General features: G+C 74.0%; 19 protein-coding genes. 8 read left to right on the forward strand and 11 right to left on the reverse strand.

All coding sequences use genetic code 11. From position 1 onward, the window contains the following. Window positions 1–50: 50 nt before the first annotated feature. Window positions 51–653 (reverse strand): hypothetical protein, encoded by a 603-nt coding sequence (locus tag IE118_RS31250; RefSeq protein WP_189561467.1) that lies wholly within the window; start codon window positions 651–653, stop codon window positions 51–53. 149 nt (window positions 654–802) lie between these two features. After that, the gene (locus IE118_RS31255; RefSeq protein WP_189561468.1) at window positions 803–1,072 is read right to left on the reverse strand and encodes a type II toxin-antitoxin system Phd/YefM family antitoxin; all 270 of its coding nucleotides are present in this window, start codon (window positions 1,070–1,072) and stop codon (window positions 803–805) included. Window positions 1,073–1,543: 471 nt separating this feature from the next. Between IE118_RS31255 and IE118_RS31260 the strand changes: the two genes are divergently transcribed. The 3 genes from IE118_RS31260 to IE118_RS31270 are packed head-to-tail and all read left to right on the forward strand — an operon-like array spanning window position 1,544 to window position 3,884. Further along, window positions 1,544–2,008 carry a hypothetical protein gene (locus tag IE118_RS31260; protein WP_189561469.1) on the forward strand — a complete coding sequence of 155 codons (465 nt, stop codon included), beginning with the start codon at window positions 1,544–1,546 and terminating at the stop codon, window positions 2,006–2,008. Continuing rightward, a complete protein-coding gene (locus tag IE118_RS31265; protein ID WP_189561470.1) occupies window positions 2,005–3,192 on the forward strand; it encodes a zinc-dependent alcohol dehydrogenase in 1,188 nt (395 codons plus the stop codon). The genes IE118_RS31260 and IE118_RS31265 overlap by 4 nt, the downstream gene beginning before the upstream one ends. Continuing rightward, entirely contained in the window at window positions 3,189–3,884 is a 696-nt protein-coding gene (locus tag IE118_RS31270) for a catalase family protein (RefSeq protein WP_189561471.1), read from the forward strand. The genes IE118_RS31265 and IE118_RS31270 overlap by 4 nt, the downstream gene beginning before the upstream one ends. A gap of 61 nt (window positions 3,885–3,945) precedes the next feature. Here the strand turns inward: IE118_RS31270 and IE118_RS31275 are convergent, their stop codons facing one another. Next, the gene (locus IE118_RS31275) at window positions 3,946–4,629 is read right to left on the reverse strand and encodes a hemerythrin domain-containing protein (protein WP_308431861.1); all 684 of its coding nucleotides are present in this window, start codon (window positions 4,627–4,629) and stop codon (window positions 3,946–3,948) included. 201 nt (window positions 4,630–4,830) lie between these two features. Between IE118_RS31275 and IE118_RS31280 the strand changes: the two genes are divergently transcribed. Together IE118_RS31280 and IE118_RS31285 are read left to right on the forward strand one after the other, a co-directional pair. After that, complete coding sequence (locus tag IE118_RS31280) at window positions 4,831–5,355, forward strand: DUF4396 domain-containing protein (RefSeq protein ID WP_189561473.1); 525 nt, start codon at window positions 4,831–4,833, stop codon at window positions 5,353–5,355. A 179-nt stretch (window positions 5,356–5,534) separates the two neighbouring features. After that, window positions 5,535–6,284: a DUF1775 domain-containing protein gene (locus tag IE118_RS31285; protein WP_189561474.1), complete on the forward strand. Its 750-nt coding sequence runs from the start codon at window positions 5,535–5,537 to the stop codon at window positions 6,282–6,284. A gap of 143 nt (window positions 6,285–6,427) precedes the next feature. Here the strand turns inward: IE118_RS31285 and IE118_RS31290 are convergent, their stop codons facing one another. The 3 genes from IE118_RS31290 to IE118_RS31300 all read right to left on the reverse strand — a co-directional run bounded on the left by IE118_RS31290 (window position 6,428) and on the right by IE118_RS31300 (window position 8,464). Further along, window positions 6,428–7,069, reverse strand: a complete 642-nt coding sequence (locus IE118_RS31290; protein WP_189561475.1) for a sigma-70 family RNA polymerase sigma factor — start codon at window positions 7,067–7,069, stop codon at window positions 6,428–6,430. 190 nt (window positions 7,070–7,259) lie between these two features. Then, the gene (locus IE118_RS31295) at window positions 7,260–7,940 is read right to left on the reverse strand and encodes a hypothetical protein (protein WP_189561476.1); all 681 of its coding nucleotides are present in this window, start codon (window positions 7,938–7,940) and stop codon (window positions 7,260–7,262) included. A 164-nt stretch (window positions 7,941–8,104) separates the two neighbouring features. Continuing rightward, window positions 8,105–8,464, reverse strand: coding sequence for a winged helix-turn-helix transcriptional regulator (locus IE118_RS31300; protein ID WP_189561477.1), 360 nt, complete (start codon window positions 8,462–8,464; stop codon window positions 8,105–8,107). 96 nt (window positions 8,465–8,560) lie between these two features. On the opposite strand from IE118_RS31300, the gene IE118_RS31305 reads away from it, so the two are divergent. Further along, window positions 8,561–9,442: an NAD(P)-dependent oxidoreductase gene (locus IE118_RS31305; protein ID WP_189561478.1), complete on the forward strand. Its 882-nt coding sequence runs from the start codon at window positions 8,561–8,563 to the stop codon at window positions 9,440–9,442. A gap of 91 nt (window positions 9,443–9,533) precedes the next feature. Here the strand turns inward: IE118_RS31305 and IE118_RS31310 are convergent, their stop codons facing one another. Further along, complete coding sequence (locus IE118_RS31310) at window positions 9,534–9,944, reverse strand: MerR family transcriptional regulator (RefSeq protein ID WP_229847033.1); 411 nt, start codon at window positions 9,942–9,944, stop codon at window positions 9,534–9,536. Between the two features lie 394 nt (window positions 9,945–10,338). On the opposite strand from IE118_RS31310, the gene IE118_RS31315 reads away from it, so the two are divergent. Next, window positions 10,339–11,847: a SulP family inorganic anion transporter gene (locus IE118_RS31315; protein WP_229847034.1), complete on the forward strand. Its 1,509-nt coding sequence runs from the start codon at window positions 10,339–10,341 to the stop codon at window positions 11,845–11,847. A gap of 53 nt (window positions 11,848–11,900) precedes the next feature. Further along, entirely contained in the window at window positions 11,901–12,518 is a 618-nt protein-coding gene (locus tag IE118_RS31320; protein ID WP_189561479.1) for a VOC family protein, read from the forward strand. 57 nt (window positions 12,519–12,575) lie between these two features. Here the strand turns inward: IE118_RS31320 and IE118_RS31325 are convergent, their stop codons facing one another. From IE118_RS31325 to IE118_RS31340, 4 genes are all read right to left on the reverse strand, one after another. Beyond that, on the reverse strand, window positions 12,576–14,462 hold the full coding sequence (locus IE118_RS31325) for a sigma-70 family RNA polymerase sigma factor (RefSeq protein WP_434100250.1): 1,887 nt from the start codon (window positions 14,460–14,462) through the stop codon (window positions 12,576–12,578). 113 nt (window positions 14,463–14,575) lie between these two features. After that, window positions 14,576–15,283, reverse strand: a complete 708-nt coding sequence (locus IE118_RS31330) for an AAA family ATPase (RefSeq protein WP_189561480.1) — start codon at window positions 15,281–15,283, stop codon at window positions 14,576–14,578. Between the two features lie 71 nt (window positions 15,284–15,354). Next, window positions 15,355–16,623, reverse strand: a complete 1,269-nt coding sequence (locus tag IE118_RS31335; protein WP_189561481.1) for an ArgE/DapE family deacylase — start codon at window positions 16,621–16,623, stop codon at window positions 15,355–15,357. A 175-nt stretch (window positions 16,624–16,798) separates the two neighbouring features. Continuing rightward, a complete protein-coding gene (locus IE118_RS31340) occupies window positions 16,799–18,220 on the reverse strand; it encodes a HAMP domain-containing sensor histidine kinase (RefSeq protein ID WP_189561526.1) in 1,422 nt (473 codons plus the stop codon). Between the last annotated feature and the right edge of the window lie 29 nt (window positions 18,221–18,249).

An 18,249-nucleotide genomic window follows, 5' to 3' on the forward strand; every position in this document is an offset into this window, starting at 1 on the left:
CCCGGTCCCAAGTTGGAAGTGTCCGCCGCCTGCCCGGGATCACCGGCGAGTCAGAGAAGGTCCTGCCAGAAGGGAGCCGTCGTTCGCGGGTTCCAGCTGTCGTCGACCTCGCCCCGCACCTCGTCGAATTCCAGGTACATGTAGTCGGCCAGGTCCACGCCGTAGTAGGTGACGTCGGTCTGCCACATCGAGAGCACCGGATGCCCAAAGCTTCCCCGGCCGGCGGGCAGGTATCGGTGGGCGTACACGGGCACCGCCACCGGCGCCTCCGCCAGATGGCGTCGCGCCGTTTCCAGTGCCGCCGTTCCGTCAGCTGGACGCTCACCCCAGCCCTCGTACCAGAACGCGTTGTGCTCAACGTCGAGCAGAACTCCCTCGACAGGCCACTCGAGCTGTCGACGCAAGCTGTCCACATCGCCGCCACGCCACTCCGGCCAGGGCCTGGACCAGGTCTGCCCGTCCTCAGGAGGGACGCTGATCGGGAGTCCGGCCGCAAGGAATGCTCGGTGATCGTCCGCGAACTCGAAGCCGTACTCGCGCTCAATGCGCGTGAACTCGGCTGCCGTCAGCCCCGCCTCGAACTCATAGAGGTCCATCTGCGCGAGGCGCTGTGCGGCCTCGGCACCCAGGCGTACTCCCTCATTGCTGATCACCGACGCACGCTAACGCCGACCACATCCAACCGTCACCCGGGTTATGCGTGCGGGGTGATCGCCATTTCGTCCGGTAGCTCCTCGGGGGCCATCCAGCGGCACAGATCATGATGTTGGTATCGAGGAGGCCCTGCTAATGCGTCAAGCGGTCAGCGGTCATACGGGTCGTCCGGATAGGTGTCGGCCGTGACGTCCTGATCGGCGTGGAACCTGTCGAGGTCGGTGCCGGGGGCGGTCCTGGACATCGCGGCGAACTCCTGGCGGGAGACGAACCGACGGCGCCGACGCAGAGGGACGAGCTGGCCGATCGGATGTCCGTCGCGGGTGACGGTGAACGACTGGCCGCCCTGTACGGCATCCATGATTGCTCGGGACCGGCTGCGTAGATCCCGTTGGGTGATTTCGGGCTGAACGCTCATAAAACCAAGGTAGCGCCAGGTGCTACCAGGTGGCATGACGGCTGAAGGCTTGCGCCGACGCACCTTCGGCCGTGGCGGCCGGGTAGGGCCTCCGCTGATCGATCCGGCTGGAGCTTTGGATGAGAAGGCGTCCAACATCCACCATCAACACCTGACGTCCACGATGACGGACGGGACGGACACCAGCGACTCCCACCTGCCGTCGCGCCTGTCGACGACAGCAGTCGGACCGACCCGGACCGAACACCTCCGCCGAGGGCGCTCAGATACAAGGGTCAGCCACGCCCGACGGGGCTGACCCGCGGCCGGGTTCTCGGTGGCCTGGCCAGGTATCGGGGCTCAAGTCCGTTCCCACTCCCCGCCACCTGTTCCCCAGCGCCCCGTCGTGGTCACCCGTTTCGCCCGCCGGACCGCGGAAACCCGGCGCCGGACGGTGGCACGACTCCGGGTCGGAGGAGCGGAGGGTATGGGATGAGGAAGGTGTGGTGGGTCGTTCCTGTCGCGGTCGCCGGGGCGGCGGCCGTGCGGCGGGCCCGGCCGGCGCACGAGGGCGGGGAGCGGGCGGGTGATCGCTGGCTGACCGTGACGGTCAACCGGGCTCCCGCGGACGTGGGCTCGGAAGGGAAACCGCCGGCGCCCCTGGACGAGCTGGCGGACCGGATCGACGTACGGATCCGGCCGGCACCGGGCGACCGCGGTACGGAACTGGGCGCCCGGTTCAGGGAACCCGTGCCCGCGGAGTCCACCTCGGTGCCCGCGCGGCTGGCCGGGCGGGACCCGCGGCAGGAGCTGCGGCGCGCGCTGCGGGACGCCAAGTCGCTGCTGGAGGCCGGCGAGGTGCTGCGCCCCGACGCGCCGCCCACCACCCGCCCCACGCCCGGCGGCAAGCTGGTGGAGTTGTTCACCCGTCGCTCCGGTGGGGAGGGAGTGCTGTGAAGGCGCTGTGCTGGGAAGGCGTGAACAAGCTGTCCGTCGAGCAGGTCCCCGATCCGGAGCTGCGCAACGACCAGGACGTCGTCGTGCGGCTGATCGCGGGCACCACCTGCGGTTCGGACCTGCATCTCATCGGCGGCTACATCCCGGGCATGCGGGCCGGTGACGTCATCGGCCACGAGTTCGTCGGCGAGGTCGTGGAGACCGGCTCCGCCGTGCGCCGGCACCGGGTCGGCGACCGGGTCGTCGTCTGCTCGTTCGTCGGCTGCGGACGCTGCTGGTACTGCGCCAACGACCTGTGGTCCCTGTGCGACAACACCAACACCAACCCGGGCATCGGCCAGGCCCTGTTCGGCTACGAGACCGCCGGCATCTTCGGCTACTCGCACGCCATGGGCGGCCTGCGCGGCAGCCATGCCGAGTACGTCCGCGTCCCGTTCGCCGACTACGGCGCGTTCAAGGTGCCCGAGGGCATCGACGACACCAGCGCCCTGTTCGTCTCCGACTCGGTGCCCACCGGCTGGATGGGCGCCGACCTCGCCGGTGTGAAGCCCGGTGACGTCGTCGCCGTCTGGGGCTGCGGCGCGGTCGGGCAGATGGCCGCCAGGGCCGCGATCCTCAAGGGCGCCGAGCGGGTCGTCTCGATCGACCGGATCCCCGAGCGGCTCGCCATGACCGAGCGGTACGTGGGGTCCGAGACGCTCGACTACACCGCCACCGACGTCGCCGCCGAGCTGCGCGAACGGACCGGTGGTCGCGGCCCCGACGTGTGCATCGAGGCCGTCGGCATGGAGGCCCACAGCGACGGGCCCATGCACCTGTACGACCAGGCCAAGCAGCAGCTGCGGCTCCAGACCGACCGGTCCACCGCCGTACGCCAGGCCATCCACGCCTGCCGCAAGGGCGGCACGGTCTTCGTCCTGGGGGTCTTCGCGGGCGCCGTCGACAAGTTCCCCCTCGGTGCCGTGATCAACAAAGGGCTCACCGTGCGCGGCGCGCAGATGCACGGCCAGCGCTACATCCCGATGCTGCTCGACCGGCTCGCCGCGGGTGAGATCGAGACGGCCCACCTGGCGACCCACAGCCTCTCGCTGGACGAGGCACCCACGGCGTACGACATGTTCAAGGAGAAGACCGACGGCTGCGTACGCGCCGTCATCCGTCCCGACCACCGAGGCGCCGCGTGAGCGTTCCGTGGGCCGCTCACCGGGTCGCCGGGCGCCTGGCCCGGTGGCGCTCGGCACCGGCCCTGCACCCCCACGGGGTGCTGTGCTCGGGGACGCTGAGCGTCACCGGCCGGGCGGACGGCGGCTGGGGCGCGTCCTGGCCGGACCGGCCCGGCTCCTACCCGGCGACGGTGCGCTGGTCCCGGGCCCTCGGCCTGCCCCGGCCGCTGCCGGACGGCCTGGGTCTGGCCGTCCGGGTCGAGGACGCGGGCGGCCCCGGCCACCCGCTCGACCTGCTGTTCACGTCCAGCCGTTCCGGCCGCCTCGGCCGTCACCTGCCGCTGCTGCGGCCCGACCCCCTGAGCGGGCCGTACTCCACCCTGCTGTCCTACCGGGCGGGTGACCGCGAACGGGTCCTGGCGGCCTTCCCCGTCCCCGGCCCGGAGGACGCCCTGCCGACCCTGTGGCAGCAGCTCGCCCGCGGCCCCGTCCGCTTCGACCTGCGCGCCGCCGCCTCCGGCGAGCCGTGGCGCACGTTCGCCACGCTGTCCCTGGAGGCCGTCCGTCCGGTCCCGGCCACCGGCACCGTGTCCTACGATCCCTACGCCCACGCCCTGCCCGGCCTGCATCCCACCGGGCGACTGCGCCGGCTGCGCGACGCCGCCTACGCCGGTTCCCGCGCCGGACGGACGGGCGACGGGCGCGACGCCTGACCGGCGGGGGCGGCAGCGGGCGACGGGCACGGCACGGGGCCGCCGGGGCCGACGGGGGAGGTCAGTGGTGCTCGCGACGACGGGCGGCATGGACCGCGGCGAAGAGAACGCCCGCGGCTCCTGCCGCGCCGCAGGCCACCAGGGCGGTGCGGCGGGCGGCGGGACCGCCGACCGGCGCGAGGTCGCGCAGCCGGTCGAACACGCTGAGGGGGACGCCCCGCAGCGCGTTGCCCGGCGGGCGCCGCGGAACGCCGGGGTGCGGGCGGGTGGGCGCGGTCGCCCGCACCGCCTCCCACGCGGCGCCGATCCGCCGGAGCCGGCGATCACCGAACGCGTCCCGCAGACGGGGCAGCAGCTCGTCCTCCTCGTCCCGGATGTCCTGCCGGACGAGGGTGAACGCCTCCTCGATCCACTCGGAGCGCCGTGGGTCGCCGGGCGACTTCTCCACGCGGGCCACCAGCTCGTTGATCGCCTGGTGCTCCTCCTCCACGCGGCCGGTGAGCTCCTCGCCGTGGGAGGCCACGCGGCGCAGGAGGGGCCACAGGACGGTCTCCTCCGCGAAGGCGTGGCTGAACACCAACTGGACGATGTCCTGCCACAGGGCGTCGCGCTCCTCGTCCGAACCACAGGCCGGCCAGCGGTTCATCATCGTGTCGAGCCGGGCGTGGTCCCGGCGCTGGCGCATCAGGATGCTGCCGTCGCCTCCCAGCTCTGCGGCATCCAGGCGGCTGATCGAAACGGTCACGGTCGCTCCTGCCTCACGGTGGACTCCGGTGGACTCGGTGAACCCGGCGGACTCTGGGGCCCGGGTTCCCATCAAGGCGTGTTTCCCTCACACCGCCACCGCCACCGCCACCGCCACCTGGCAACATACCCCCTAGGGGTATAGGCTTCGGGTCATCGGGGTCATCAGGGCCCTGCGGGACGTCGAATGGGGATGAGGGCCATGGACCGCGGCACGCACCACTCCGGCACCGCGCACGACCACGCCGCCCACGGGGGCGGTCACGGTCACGGGCACGGCCCCGACGGCCACGGCACCACCTGGGCGACGGCGATGAAGGCGACGCTGCACTGCCTCACCGGGTGCGCCATCGGCGAGATCCTCGGCATGGTGATCGGCACCGCCCTGATGTGGGGCAACGTGCCGACCATGGCCCTGGCCATCGCCCTCGCCTTCGTCTTCGGCTACTCCTTCACCCTCTTCGCGGTGGTGCGCGCCGGGGTGTCCCTGAAGGCCGCGATCAAGGTCGCGCTGGCCGCCGACACCGTCTCCATCGCGGTGATGGAGCTGGTCGACAACGGCATCATCGCGCTGACCCCGGGAGCGATGGACGCACACCTGTCGGACGGGCTGTTCTGGTACGCGCTGCTCGGCGGCTTCGCCGTGGCGTTCGTGATCACCACGCCGGTCAACAAGTGGATGATCGGCCGCGGCAAGGGCCACGCCGTCGTCCACGCCTACCACTGAGCCACCGGATCGCACCGGGCCGCACGACCCGCCGCCGCACCCCCACGTGATGCACACCACATCCTCCGGCCGGAACCCGGCGGGCGCGCCGTCCGACTGCCTGAACGATCCTCAGTTGTCGCCCGGCACGGCACCCGCGCCCCATCCGGTGTCACCGGGCCGAACATCCGGAGTCCGTTGTGTCCCGTCCCAGCAAGGCGCGCACCGCTCGCCGTCTCGCCACCGTCAGCGCGGTCCTGGTCGCGGCGGTCGTCGCCGGCGCCGGCCCGGCGAACGCCCATACGGAAGTCAAGGGGAAGAACGCGCGTGCCCTCGCGCAGAACGTCACCCTGGACTTCCACGCCGCGTCCGAGTCGTCCGCCGCCGGAATCACCAAGCTGGAGGTGGTCCTCCCGGCGGGGATCGTCCCCACCGACATCACCTACGAACAGGGCCCGAAGGGCTGGAAGTTCGACACCACCGGCCGCGGCTGGACCGTCTCGGGTCCCGAGCTCACCGTGGGCGAGGACGCCGACTTCTCCGTGACCGTGCGGCAGTTGCCGGACGTCCGTGAGCTGGTCTTCAAGACGCTCCAGTCCTACGGCGACGGCCGCGTCGACCGCTGGGTCGAGCTCGAGGACTCGGCGGACGACGGGCACGGCCACGGCCACCCCGCCCCGAAGCTGAAGCTCGGGCCCGCCGAACCGGGGGCGACGCCGGTCGCCCCGAGTCCCACCGCACCGGCCACGACGGCCGCGCCGGCCGACGCCTCCCCGAGCGGGCGGCCGGATCCGACGGGCACGCCGTCCACGTCGCGGGCGGCGGGGGAGGACGCGAGCGAGGACGACGGGGTGTCCCCCGCCGTGTGGATCGGTGGCGGCGCCGCCGTCGCCCTGCTCGCGGCAGGCGGCGTGTGGTGGTCCAGGCGCCGCGGCACACCGTCCGCGTAGTCCGCGGGTCGTCCGCGCGTGGTGCGCGGAGGCAAGCGGCGCCACGGGGGCTCCGGGACACGGTTCGGTCCGGAGCCCCGTGGCTGCCGCCGTGGCTGCCCCGCGCGGCGGGCCGTCGTGGCCCACCGCGCGCGGGCGTCCCGTCAGGCCGCCGCGCCCGCCGGTTCGTCCCGCTCGGCGTCGTGCAGCGACCGGATGAGTGAGGAGCGGGCGCGGGCCACCCGGGAGCGGACCGTACCGACCGGGCAGTCGCTCAGCTCTGCCGCTTCCGCGTAGGGCAGGCCGAGGAGCTGGGTGAGGACGAACGCCTCACGGCGTTCCTCGGGCAGTGCGTCCAGCAGTTCGGCGAGGGCGACGCCGTCGTCGAAACCCGGCAGTCCGCGCGGCTGGGCGCCCTCGGCCGCCGCCTGCCAGTCGTCGGTGTCGGCCGGGCGGGGACGGGCGGAGGCGTGCCGGTAGCTGTCGATCACCGCGCGCCGGGCGATGGACAGCAGCCAGGTCCGGGCGGAGGAGCGCCCCTCGAAGCGGTGCAGGCTGCCGAGGGCCCGCAGGAAGGTGTCCTGGGCCAGGTCCTCGGCGGCCTGGGGGTCGGCGCTCAGATAGGTGACGTAGTGGCGGACGTCTCTGTGCAGGGCACGGACGAAGTGCTCCACGGCCGCCGGATCGCCGCCGCGGGCGGCCAGCGCCCAGGCGGTCGTCGAATCGTCGGCGGTGGGGTTCTCGTCACCCGTTCTCGCGGCGAGTCGCGCGGTGTCGGGTGCGACAGACAGGGCAGGACTGATCACCTGGTGTCCTTCTCGGAGATCCGGACCTCCGGCATGCGGACATCCGGTATCCGGACCGGGGCGTGCGGAGCACGCGACGGATCCGGTGGGGGCGGGGGGTGGCGGGCGCGCGCGCAGGACGGCGTGCGCCCGGTGCCCGAGCCGCCCCGGCGCGGCATGGCGCCCGGGGCGGGTCGGGAAGCCGGCTGTCTCAGGCGACAGCGGTTCCCGTGGGCGGCCCCCGCGAGGTGATCGTGTGCACGAGGAGCAGCCCGCGCGGCGTACGGGCGTCCCGGCCGCGGCGTGCGGCGACGCGCGGGCGGTGCGGAGGCGCGGGAAGGGCGAGGGGCAGCCGCAGCGGGGCGGCCAGCCATCCGGCGACGGCCCGCAGGATCCGGAAGGCGGCGCGTTCGCCGTGCGCGAGCCACAGGCCGCACAGGAGCGCGGCCAGCAGATGGGCGGCGAGCATGCCCGCGGAGGACATCCCCTCAAGGGTGTGGCCCGCCCCGGTCACCGCGTGCGCGGCGTGGTCCGTGTGAGCGCCGTGCGTCGTGTGGTCGAGGTGGTGCGCGTGCGCCGCCGAGGTCACGGGGGTCACGGGATGCGGGCCTGCGCCCGGCGATCCGGATCCGGCCGCGAGCTCCTGCGCGTACGAGAACCACGTGTGCAGCGCGGTCTGGGCGGCCAGTACGGCGGAGGAGACGAGGAGGAGTCCGCGCTCCCGGCCGGCCAGGCACCACACCGCGCCGCCGACCACCGCCGTCGCGCCGCCGAGCGCCCACCACGGCACCGTGGTGCCCGACATCAGGACGTGCCCCAGGGCGGCGAGCAGCACGCAGACGGCCGCGAACACCGCGGCCCGTGTCGTGCGGAAGCACCACCCAGCAGTCATGGCGGCTCATCCTCGCATTCCCGGCCCCGCCGTCATGGAGGGTACGGAAACCTCCCCCGTCCGGCACTCAGCACTCTGGCGGTGATTCGCATCACAGTAAAGAGTGCCGCCGCCAGGGGAGTTGGGCCCGGTCGCCCGGACGGGGCCGCGCCTGCCGCGACGGATCAGGCGGGACGGGCGGTGTCCGGCCCCGTCGTCCGTTCGCGGCCCCACGCGGCCAGTGGTTCGAGCGCGGCGTTGAGTCGCTTGCCGTCCTCGGTGAGGGAGTACTCCACGCGGGGCGGCACTTCTTCGTAGGAGACGCGGTGCACGACACCGTCCGCCTCCATCTCGCGCAGGTGCGAGGCGAGCACCTTCTCGGTGATCCCGGGGAGCAGGCGGCGCAGTTCACCGAAGCGGCGGTGCGGGTGCTCGTGGAGCGCCCAGAGGAGCAGCACCTTCCACTTGCCGCCGATCACCTCCATCGCGGTGTCGATGCCGCAGACGTGGCCGGGCGGTGTGCCGGGCCGGTTCAGCGTGGTCATGCCCCACCCCTTCGACGTGCTCGCTCACCCCGGGGAAACCACCCACTCCGAAGTACGTACTTGATCGCCTCCGGGCCTTCTCCCAGCCTAATCGGCATGGCACAGAACACCGTTGGGAAAACGTCCGTCACACTGCTGGGCCTCGGCGCGATGGGCACCGCGCTGGCCCGTACCTGGCTCGCCGCCGGGCACCCGCTCACCGTCTGGAACCGCACCCCGGCCCGCTCCGCGCCGCTCGCCGCCGAGGGGGCGGTGGTCGCCGGGAGCGCCGCCGCCGCCGTCGCGGCGAACACCCTGGTCGTCGTCTGCCTGATGGACGACGCCTCGGTGGAGGAGACGCTGTCCGGCGCCGACCTGACCGGCAAGGACGTGGTCAACCTGACCACCGGCACCCCCGGCGAGGCCCGTGCCCGCGCCGCGTGGGCCGGCGGGCGCGGCGCCCGCTACCTGGACGGCGGGATCATGGCCGTCCCGCCGATGATCGGCACGCCCGGCAGCGGCGGGTACGTCTTCTACAGCGGCTCGCGGGAGCTGTTCGAGCGGCACCGGGAGACGCTGGCCGTCCCCGCCGGCACCACCTGGGCCGGCGAGGACGCGGGCGGCGCGGCCCTGCACGACGTGGCGCTGCTCAGCGCCATGTACGGCATGTTCGCGGGGGCGGCGCACGCCTTCGCCCTGATCAGGAAGTCGGACGTCGACCCCGCCGCCTTCGCCCCGCATCTGGCGGACTGGCTCGGCGCGATGGCCCCGTCCGTGCACCAGACCGCCGCCCAGCTGCGCAGCGGCGACTACACCCGGGACGTCGTCTCCAACCTCGCCATGCAGGTGGCCGGCACGCCGACCTTCCTGCGCACCGCGGAGGAGCAGGGGGTCAGCCCGGAACTGCTCACGCCCTACTTCGCGTTGATGCGACGCCGGCTGGCCGAGGGCAGCGGGGAGGAGGACCTGACGGGCGTGATCGACTTGCTGGCGCGCTGACCGGCGGTCCCGTGGGGGCCCCGTGTCCCGTGGGGGGCCAGGTCCCGTGGCGGGGGGGGGCCAGCTCCCATGGCGGGCCGCGTCCCGTGGTTCAGGGCGCGGGTGTGGCCGCCGGCGCGAGACGGTGGGCGAGGTCGGCGGCGAACTCCTCGGCGCGGGCGAGCTGGGTGCGCAGGGTCTCGACCCGCTGCTGGGCGGCCCGCTCGAAGTCCCGGATGCGCTCCAGCAGGGCCTCCCGCAGCTCCGGGGAGAGGTCGTCACCCGAGTCGAGCCGGTCGGTGGCCTCGAGCAGGGAGCGCATCTCGTCGAGGGAGAAGCCGAGGGGCTTCATCCGGCGGATGACCATCAGCCGGGAGACGTCGGCCTCGGTGTAGAGGCGGAATCCGCCCTGGGACCGGGCGGACGGGATGACGAGGCCGGTCTCCTCATAGTGGCGGATGGTGCGCAGCGACAGCTCGGTCCGTGCGGCGACCTCGCCGATCTGCATGTGGGCGCTGCTCACGCGATGTGCCGTCCTCGTCTCTCGCCGGGGCTGCGGACAGCCGAGCCGATCCCTACCCTAACGTCAGGGTAGAGTTTGCGGGTCGGCCGTGCCGGGGCCGACGACGCCCCCGGCGAAGTGCATGGTCCCAGGAAGACCATTGTCCCAAGGAGAGAGCGTGCGCATGTCCGTGATGCCCGGCACCGCTGTCTGCCCGCCGTGACCCTGCGCCCGTCGGCGCCCTCACGTCCGCGCACGCCACGCCGCGTCGCCGCCCCCTGACGCCGGTCCGCCGCCCGCGGACCTCACGGACGGCCCCTTCCGGCCCTCCGTGCCCCCTCCACGTGCCACCCCTGACCTTCCGCGCGCCCGCACCGCTGCCGGGCCTGCCCGAGCACGACAGGTTCCTCTCGTCTTGTCCCTCACCGCACTGTCCCCGTCCGCCTGGCTGCGCGGCCCCCGGCGTCCGTCCTGGCTCTCCGACCCGAAGGTGCTGCGCACCGAGGTGCTCGGCGGTCTCGTGGTCGCGCTGGCGCTGATCCCCGAGGCGATCTCGTTCTCGATCATCGCCGGCGTCGATCCGGCGGTCGGCCTGTTCGCCTCGTTCACCATGGCGGTGACCATCGCGTTCGTGGGCGGCCGCCGGGCCATGATCTCCGCGGCCACCGGTGCCGTCGCCCTGGTCATCGCACCGCTCAACCGGGAGCACGGCTTCGGGTACCTCGTCGCGGCCGTCATCCTGGCCGGCGTCCTGCAGATCGTGCTCGGCGCGCTGGGGGTGGCGAAGCTGATGCGGTTCGTGCCGCGCAGCGTGATGGTCGGCTTCGTCAACTCGCTGGCGATCCTCATCTTCATGGCGCAGGTGCCGGAGCTGGTGGACGTGCCCTGGCCGGTCTATCCGCTGTTCGCCGCCGGGCTGGCGCTGCTGGTCCTCTTCCCTAAGGTCACCACCGTGGTGCCGGCGCCGCTGGTGTCCATCGTGGTCCTCACCGTCCTCACGGTCGGCGCCGGGATCGCGGTGCCGACCGTGGGCGACAAGGGCGAGCTGCCGTCCTCGCTGCCGGTGCCCGGGCTGCCGGACGTGCCGTTCACCCTGGACACGCTCACCACCATCGCGCCCTACGCGCTCGCCATGGCCCTGGTCGGGCTGATGGAGTCGCTGATGACGGCCAAGCTGGTCGACGAGATCACCGACACGCACTCCTCCAAGACCCGCGAGTCCGTGGGCCAGGGCATCGCCAACATCGTCACCGGCTTCTTCGGCGGCATGGGTGGCTGCGCGATGATCGGCCAGACGATGATCAACGTGCGGGTGTCCGGGGCCCGTACCCGGCTGTCGACGTTCCTGTCGGGCGCCTTCCTGATGGTGCTGTGCGTCGCCTTCGGGCCGATCGTCTCCGACATCCCGATGGCGGCGCTGGTCGCGGTGATGGTCATGGTGTCGTTCGCGACGTTCGACTGGCACTCCGTCGCGCCGAGGACACTGCGGCGGATGCCGGCCGGGGAGATCACCGTCATGGTGATCACCGTCGGGTGCGTGGTCGCCACCCACAACCTCGCCGTCGGCGTGGTCGTCGGATCGGTCACCGCGATGGTCGTCTTCGCCAGGCGGGTCGCCCACCTCGCCGAGGTCACCGCCGTCACCGACCCCGACGGCGGCACGGTGGTCTACCGGGTCACGGGCGAGCTGTTCTTCGCGTCCTCCAACGACCTGGTCGGACAGTTCGCGTACGCCACCGACCCCGACAGGGTGGTCGTCGACCTGTCGGCCGCCCACATCTGGGACGCCTCGTCGGTGGCCGCGCTGGACGCCATCGAGACCAAGTACGCCCAGCGAGGCAAGAGCGTCGAGATCATCGGGCTGAACGAGCCCAGCGCGCGGATCCACCGGACCCTGAGCGGCGAGCTGACCGGCGGTCACTGACCGGTCAGTTTTCGAGAAGCGGACGGGACCGGGTCCCCCCTACCGTCGAAGGCATGAACTCCATCGACTCCGTCACCCTCGAGGTGGCCGACCCCGACGCCGCCGCGCGCTTCTACGCCGACGCCTTCGCCCTGGACCCGGCGCGGGTGCGCGTGCGCGGCTCGGACGCCCCCTCGACCGGCTTCCGCGGGTTCACCCTCTCCCTCGTGGTGTCCCAGCCGGGCGACGTGGACGCCCTGCAGGCCGCCGCGCTCGGCGCCGGCGCCACCTCCCTCAAGCCCGCCGCGAAGTCGCTGTGGGGCTACGGCGGCGTCGTCCAGGCCCCCGACGGCACGGTCTGGCAGCTCGCGACCTCCTCGAAGAAGGACACCGGCCCCGCCACCCGGGACATCGACGAGATCGTGCTCCTGCTGGGCGTCGAGGACGTCAAGGCGAGCAAGCAGTTCTACGTCGAGCGGGGCCTGACCGTGGGCAAGAGCTTCGGCGGCAAGTACGTCGAGTTCACCACCGCCCCCGACACCGTCAAGCTGTCGCTCTACAAGCGCCGCGCCCTGGGCAAGGTGGCGGGCGTCTCCCCCGACGGCACGGGATCCCACCGCCTCACGATCACCAGCCCCACCGGCCCCTTCACCGACCCGGACGGCTTCACCTGGGAACCCGCCGGCCGGTGACCCGGCCGTCCCGCACGCCGGGCCGGGTCGCGGTGGGTCGGGTCGGGTCGCGCCGGGTCAGAAGCCGAACACCTGGGTCCAGGTCCAGTCGTTCTGTGTCACGCCGACGCCGAGGGAGTTGAGGGAGCAGTTGAGGATGTTCGCGCGGTGTCCCTCGGAGTTCATCCAGGCGTCCATGACGCTCGCGGCGGAGCTCTGACCCCGGGCGATGTTCTCGGCGCCGGGGCTCGGATGGCCCTGGGCCTTGGCGCGGTCGACGAAGCTGCTGCCGTTCTGGCCGGTGTGGGAGAAGTAGTCGTTGGCGGACATGTCCTCGCTGTGCAGCTGGGCCGCCCTGGCGAGCCGGTCGTCGAGCTTCACGGGACCGCAGCCCGCCTTGGCGCGCTCGGTGTTGGTGAGGCTCAGGACCTGCGCGGCGGGGCCCCCGGCCGGGGGCGCGGCCGGGGCCTCGGGCTTCGGCCGCGCGGGCGGCTTCGCGGGCGCCGGGGTGCGTGCGGGGGCGGCCTTCGCCTCGGACGTGGCCGGGGCGGGCGTGGCGCTGGGCTTCGGCTTCGCGGCGGAGGCACTGGCCGAGGGGGAGGACGAGGGGGACGAGGAGGCGGAGGGGGCCCCGGCGGACGGGGTGGCGGATTCCGGGGTGGGGCGGGACGAGTCGGTCGCGCTCTCGGCCGCCGCCCGTACCCGGTCCGCGTCACCGTCCGGGGTGAGGATGGCTATCCCGGATATCGTGCCGCCGGTGACCAGCAGCGCCGCGGCCACCGCCGCGACGGTCCTGCCGCGCCGCTTGCGTCGGCTGCGGGCGCGCAGGTGCGTGCGGTGGCCCACCACCGTGGCCGGTTCACGGCCGTCGGACGGCTGCGCGGGGCCCGCACCGTCCCCGTGAGTGGCGGCCACCCGGTCGTCCGGTGCGCCCGCGGGGACCGTGTGCGCACCCTCCCGGTCCGCCCCCGGCCCGCCGGAGCCCGACGGCTGCGTGGACCACACCCCGATGTCGCCCGGGCCGGGCACGGTGCCCCACCCGTCGGGCCCCGGGCCCCCCGCCCCCGGGCCCCCCGGCGCCGCGCCCCACCCGTCGGGCCCCGCCCCCGACCCCATCGCCTCCCCGGCGTGGGACACCGGCGTCGCGTCCGCCGTGCCGGCGCCGAAGACGGTGAACAGGGCGGACGCGGCGAGCAGGCTCGCGCCCACCGGGACCAGGCCCAGGCCGACCAGCAGGCCCTCCGCCGGGACCAGACCCGATGCGAAGCCCGCGCAGACGGTGCAGTCCCGGACGTGCCGGGCGACGCGCTTGCGCCACAGGGCCGAGGGGACGCCGTCCCAGGAGGCGATTACGTCGTCGAGGAGGACGCAGCGCGGGTGGGCGGCCAGCGCCCGTACCACCAGCCGGGCCGTCTCCAGCTGCGCCTTCATCCGCTGCACCCGCACCGCCGTGTGCTGCGGGGACAGCTCCATCGCGGCCGCCACCTCGCCCCGCGTCAGCTCGCCCGCCGCCTCCAGCCACCACAGCGACAGCAGCGCCTGGTCGTCGGGGTCCAGCCAGCGGGTGGCCTCCGCGGCCTCCCGCCGCTGGCCCTCCAGGCCGAGCCGCACGATCGTCAGGTCCACGAAGTCGGCACCCGGGTCGGCGACGTCGTAGGCGTCGTGCAGTGCCGAACTGGCAGGAGCCGTACGGTGATCGCGCCAGTGGTGACGGAGCTGGTTCATGGTGATGGCGACCAGCCAGGACCGGAAACCGTCGGGGTCCCTCAGCGAGCCCAGCGCGGCCAGGGCGCGCAGCATGGTCTCCTGCACCACGTCGTCGACGTCGGGGTGCCCGTTCAGGGCCCGGCCCACGATGTTGTAGACCAACGGGAGGTAGGCGGCGACGAGTTCGTCCTGGGCGCGCATGTCACCGCGCCGTGCCGCCTCGACCGTCTCCCTGCCGGGTCCGCTGCTCGCTGCCACGCTCGTCCACACTCCTTCTCGGTCCTGGACCGTACTGTCCTGGCCCTGTCGTCACAGGAGAGCCGCGGCCCCGGGCCGGATAACGGAAAGCGGGGAACCCGCCCGCGCGGGCCTCATCCCAGTACGTGCCGCAGATACGCGCCCGGGTCCGCGAGGTAGCGGCGCCAGTGGTCGACCAGGGCGAGATCCTGCCAGGTGGTGCGGCGCACGCCGTGGTCGCCGACCTCGACGATGTCCGCGCCGGGGAGCGCGGTCAGCAGCGGCGAGTGGGTGGCGCAGATCACCTGGGCGCCCGCCCTCGTCAACTGGTCGAGGTGACCGATCAGTTCGAGGCAGGAGGAGAAGGACAGGGCCGCCTCCGGCTCGTCCAGCACATACAGTCCGGGGCGCAGGAACTTGCCCCGGAACGCGGCGAGGAAGCCCTCGCCGTGACTGCGGGCGTCGGGGTCGAGCCCTTCCCGGCCGAGGGCGTCCAGGGCCGTCTCGGCGCGCAGGAAGAAGCCCTGGCGGGCGGACCAGGAGGCCAGCATCCGGCGGCCCCCCGGGGCGGCGTCGAAGCGGACGCGTTCACCGAGGACGGACTTGGTGCGGTGGCTCGCGTAGCGCCACTCGTGGGAGCCGCCCCAGGGGTCCAGGCCGAAGCCCTCGGCGAGGGCCTCGACGAGGGTGGACTTCCCGGACCCGTTCTCCCCGACGACGAAGGTCACCGGGGCGGTGAAGCGCAGTCCGCCGTCCAGGAGTTCGCGCACACAGGGGACCGACCAGGGCCACTCCCCCTCGTCCCCCGGCCCCCCGTGTGCGTACGCACGTTCGATGATCACGGGCCCGAGTGTCCCACGCGGCGGGGTCCGGGGTCAGGCGCCCACGCGGAACGGCGCCGGTGTCCCGCCCCTCACTTGGTGCCCACGGTCCGCAGCACCGTCAGCACCAGCGCCCGCGCCACCCGCGCCGTCTCGCGCAGCGAGACGTGCTCGCGGGCGCTGTGGGCGACCGCGATGTCCCCGGGCCCGTACTGCAGCGTCGGGATGCCGGCTCCGGTGTAAAGCCGCAGGTCGCTGCCGTAGGTGGCCCCGCGCCGCCTCGGCCGGGAGCCGCCGCCCGTAACGTCGGCGTGGGCCGCCCCGACCGTGTCCGCGAGGGCGTGTCCCTCGGGCAGCCGGCCGCTCGCGAACTGTCCGCCGGGCCAGCTCACCGTCGCCGGACGGTCCCGCAGCCAGGGGTCCGCGGCGCACGCCTCGGCCACGCACCGCTCCAGCGCGGCCCGCGCCCGCGCCGGGTCCTCCCCGAGCCGCACCCCCAGCCGGCCCTCGGCGACCAGCAGATCGGGCACGCTGCTCGCCCAGTCCCCGGCCCGCAGCGTGCCCACGGACAGGCCGTACGGGATCGGGTACTCGGCGAGCAGCGGGTCCGGGTCCCGGTTCCGCTCGGTCTCCAGCTCGGCCAGCGCCCGGTGCAGCGGCAGGTACGCGTCCACCGCGCTCACCCCCCGCTCCCGCGTGCTGCCGTGCGCCGCCCTGCCCGGCACGGAGACGCGGAAGGTCAGCGCGCCCGCGTTGGCGGTGATCAGGGTGCCCGCGGTGGGCTCCGCTATGACGCACGCGTCCCCGCCGTGACCGCGCCGCAGGGTGCCGAAGGCGCCGAGTCCGCCGTCCTCCTCACCGACCACGAAGTGCGCGGCGACCCGGCCGCGCAGCCGGGTCCCGGACGTCCGTATCGCCGCCAGCGCGGCGAGCTGCGCCGCGAGCCCCGCCTTCATGTCGCACGCCCCGCGCCCGTGCACCAGGTCCCCGGTCACCCGGGGCGCGAACGGATCCCCCTCCCACGCCCCGAGGTCGCCCGGCGGTACGACGTCGACGTGGCCCTGGAGGATCAGCGTGGGCCCGTCGCCGCCGTCGGGCGTGGTGCCGACCAGGCCCCACGCCTCGTCCCGGGGCGCCTCGGTGCCCGGGAAGTCCGGGTCGGCACGGAGCGCGGGCAGGTCCAGCGGCCACAGGTCGACGTCGAGGCCGAGCCATTCCAGCCGCCCGGCCAGCTGGTGCTGGAGTTCCGACTCGGCGGCGCTCCCGGTCACGCTCGGCACCGCGATCAGCTCCAGCAGCGTCCGCCCCAGCGCCTCCTCGTCGACCGCCGCCAGCGCGGCCGCCTCGGCATCCGTCAGCATCTGTCGCCCTCCCCTCGCACGGGGACGACGTCCGACCGCCCCCGCATGCATACCTGCGCAGCGCGAACGCCCGCTACGCCTGCGGCACGCCTGCCCGCCGACGCGGACGCCGATGCGGGCACCGGTACGGACGCCGACGCGGGCCCGGCCGCGGGGCGGCCGCCCCGCGGCGCGGTCACCGCCCCCGCGCCTCCCCCGAGCCCTCCCCCGGGCCCTCCCCCGCGACGCCGCCCACCGTGAAGCCGGTGACCGTCCCGCCGCCCTCGCGGCGGTGGGCGTACGGCGCGCCGCCGTGGGCGAGGGCGACCTCGCGGACGATGGACAGGCCGAGCCCCGAACCCGGCAGGGACCGGGCGTCGGCGGCCCGGTAGAAGCGGTCGAACACGCGGGTCAGGTCGTCCTCGGCGATGCCCGGCCCCCGGTCGCGTACCTCGACGCGCACCGTGCCCGGACGGGCCGGGCCCGAGACGCGGATCTCGACCGGCGCGCGGCCGTCCCGGTCGAACTTCACGGCGTTCTCGACCAGGTTGGACAGCGCCCGCGTGAGCATCACCGGCCGCCCGTGGGTCGTGGTGTCGCCGCTCGCGCCGACCACGATCTCCCGTCCGGTGCGCCGCCGGGCCAGTCCCGCCACGTCCTCGGCGACGTCCGCGAGGTCGACCCGCTGCGGCGGCTCGGTGTCGGACTGCCCGGCCGCCAGCTCGACCAGCTCGTTGACGAGGTCGGTCAGTTCGCGGGCCTCCTGGGTGAGGTCGGCGACGAGTTCCTCACGGGTGCCGGGCGGCAGCTCGTCGATGCGGCGCAGCAGCGAGATGTTGGTGCGCAGCGAGGTGAGCGGGGTGCGCAGTTCGTGCCCGGCGTCCTGCACCAGCCGGCGCTGGTCCTCCTCGGACTGGGCGAGCCGGCCCAGCATCCGGTCGAAGGCGCGGCCGAGGCGCCCCACCTCGTCGTAGCCGGCGACGGGCACCTGGATGCCGAGGCGCCGGGTGCGGGCGACCACCTCGGCGGCGTTGGTGAGGACGACGAGGCGGCGGGTGATGCGGCGGGCCAGCCACCAGCCGAACAGTCCGGCGGCGAGCACGACCGCCGCCATCAGGACGAGGGTGCGCCGCTGGAGGGCGCGCAGCAGGTCCTCGGTGTCGCTGAACTCCTGCGCCACCTGCACCGCGCCCCGCTCACCGCCCAGCGAGACGGTCGCCACCCGGTAGACGTCGTCGCCGACGTCGACGCCCGCGTGCACGACCACCCGCCCCGCCGTGGCGGCCCCGGCGATCCGGCGGTCGGCGTCGACGACCGGCAGCCCCGGGTCGCCCGGGTCGAAGACGCTGCCGTCGGGCCCCAGCACCTGGACGTCGGTCCGCGCGGGCCGCACCAGGTCGTGGCCGGGCGCGGCGGAGGAGAAGTCGAGCGGCTCCATCCGGTTGTCCCTGACCTCGCTCTGCAGGTCCTGCACGACCTCGTCGAACACGGACTGCTGGTCCACCCGCACCAGCCGGGCGGCCGCGTTGTACGACAGGATGCCGACCAGCACGGTGACGGAGGCGGTGACCGCCGCGAACGCCACGGCGAACGTCGTCCCCAGTGACAGCAGCCGCAGCCGCCGGCGCGGGACCGGCCCCGTGGTCC

The organism is Streptomyces pilosus (assembly GCF_014649835.1).
Lineage (GTDB): Bacteria > Actinomycetota > Actinomycetes > Streptomycetales > Streptomycetaceae > Streptomyces > Streptomyces pilosus.

Coding starts and splice junctions, on each gene's coding strand:
- IE118_RS31280 (WP_189561473.1), top strand. CDS start 4,831: ATGGACCGCGGCACGCACCACTCCGGCACCGCGCACGACCACGCCGCC.
- IE118_RS31305 (WP_189561478.1), top strand. CDS start 8,561: ATGGCACAGAACACCGTTGGGAAAACGTCCGTCACACTGCTGGGCCTC.
- IE118_RS31255 (WP_189561468.1), bottom strand. CDS start 1,072: ATGAGCGTTCAGCCCGAAATCACCCAACGGGATCTACGCAGCCGGTCC.
- IE118_RS31335 (WP_189561481.1), bottom strand. CDS start 16,623: ATGCTGACGGATGCCGAGGCGGCCGCGCTGGCGGCGGTCGACGAGGAG.
- IE118_RS31295 (WP_189561476.1), bottom strand. CDS start 7,940: ATGACTGCTGGGTGGTGCTTCCGCACGACACGGGCCGCGGTGTTCGCG.
- IE118_RS31320 (WP_189561479.1), top strand. CDS start 11,901: ATGAACTCCATCGACTCCGTCACCCTCGAGGTGGCCGACCCCGACGCC.
- IE118_RS31300 (WP_189561477.1), bottom strand. CDS start 8,464: ATGACCACGCTGAACCGGCCCGGCACACCGCCCGGCCACGTCTGCGGC.
- IE118_RS31260 (WP_189561469.1), top strand. CDS start 1,544: ATGAGGAAGGTGTGGTGGGTCGTTCCTGTCGCGGTCGCCGGGGCGGCG.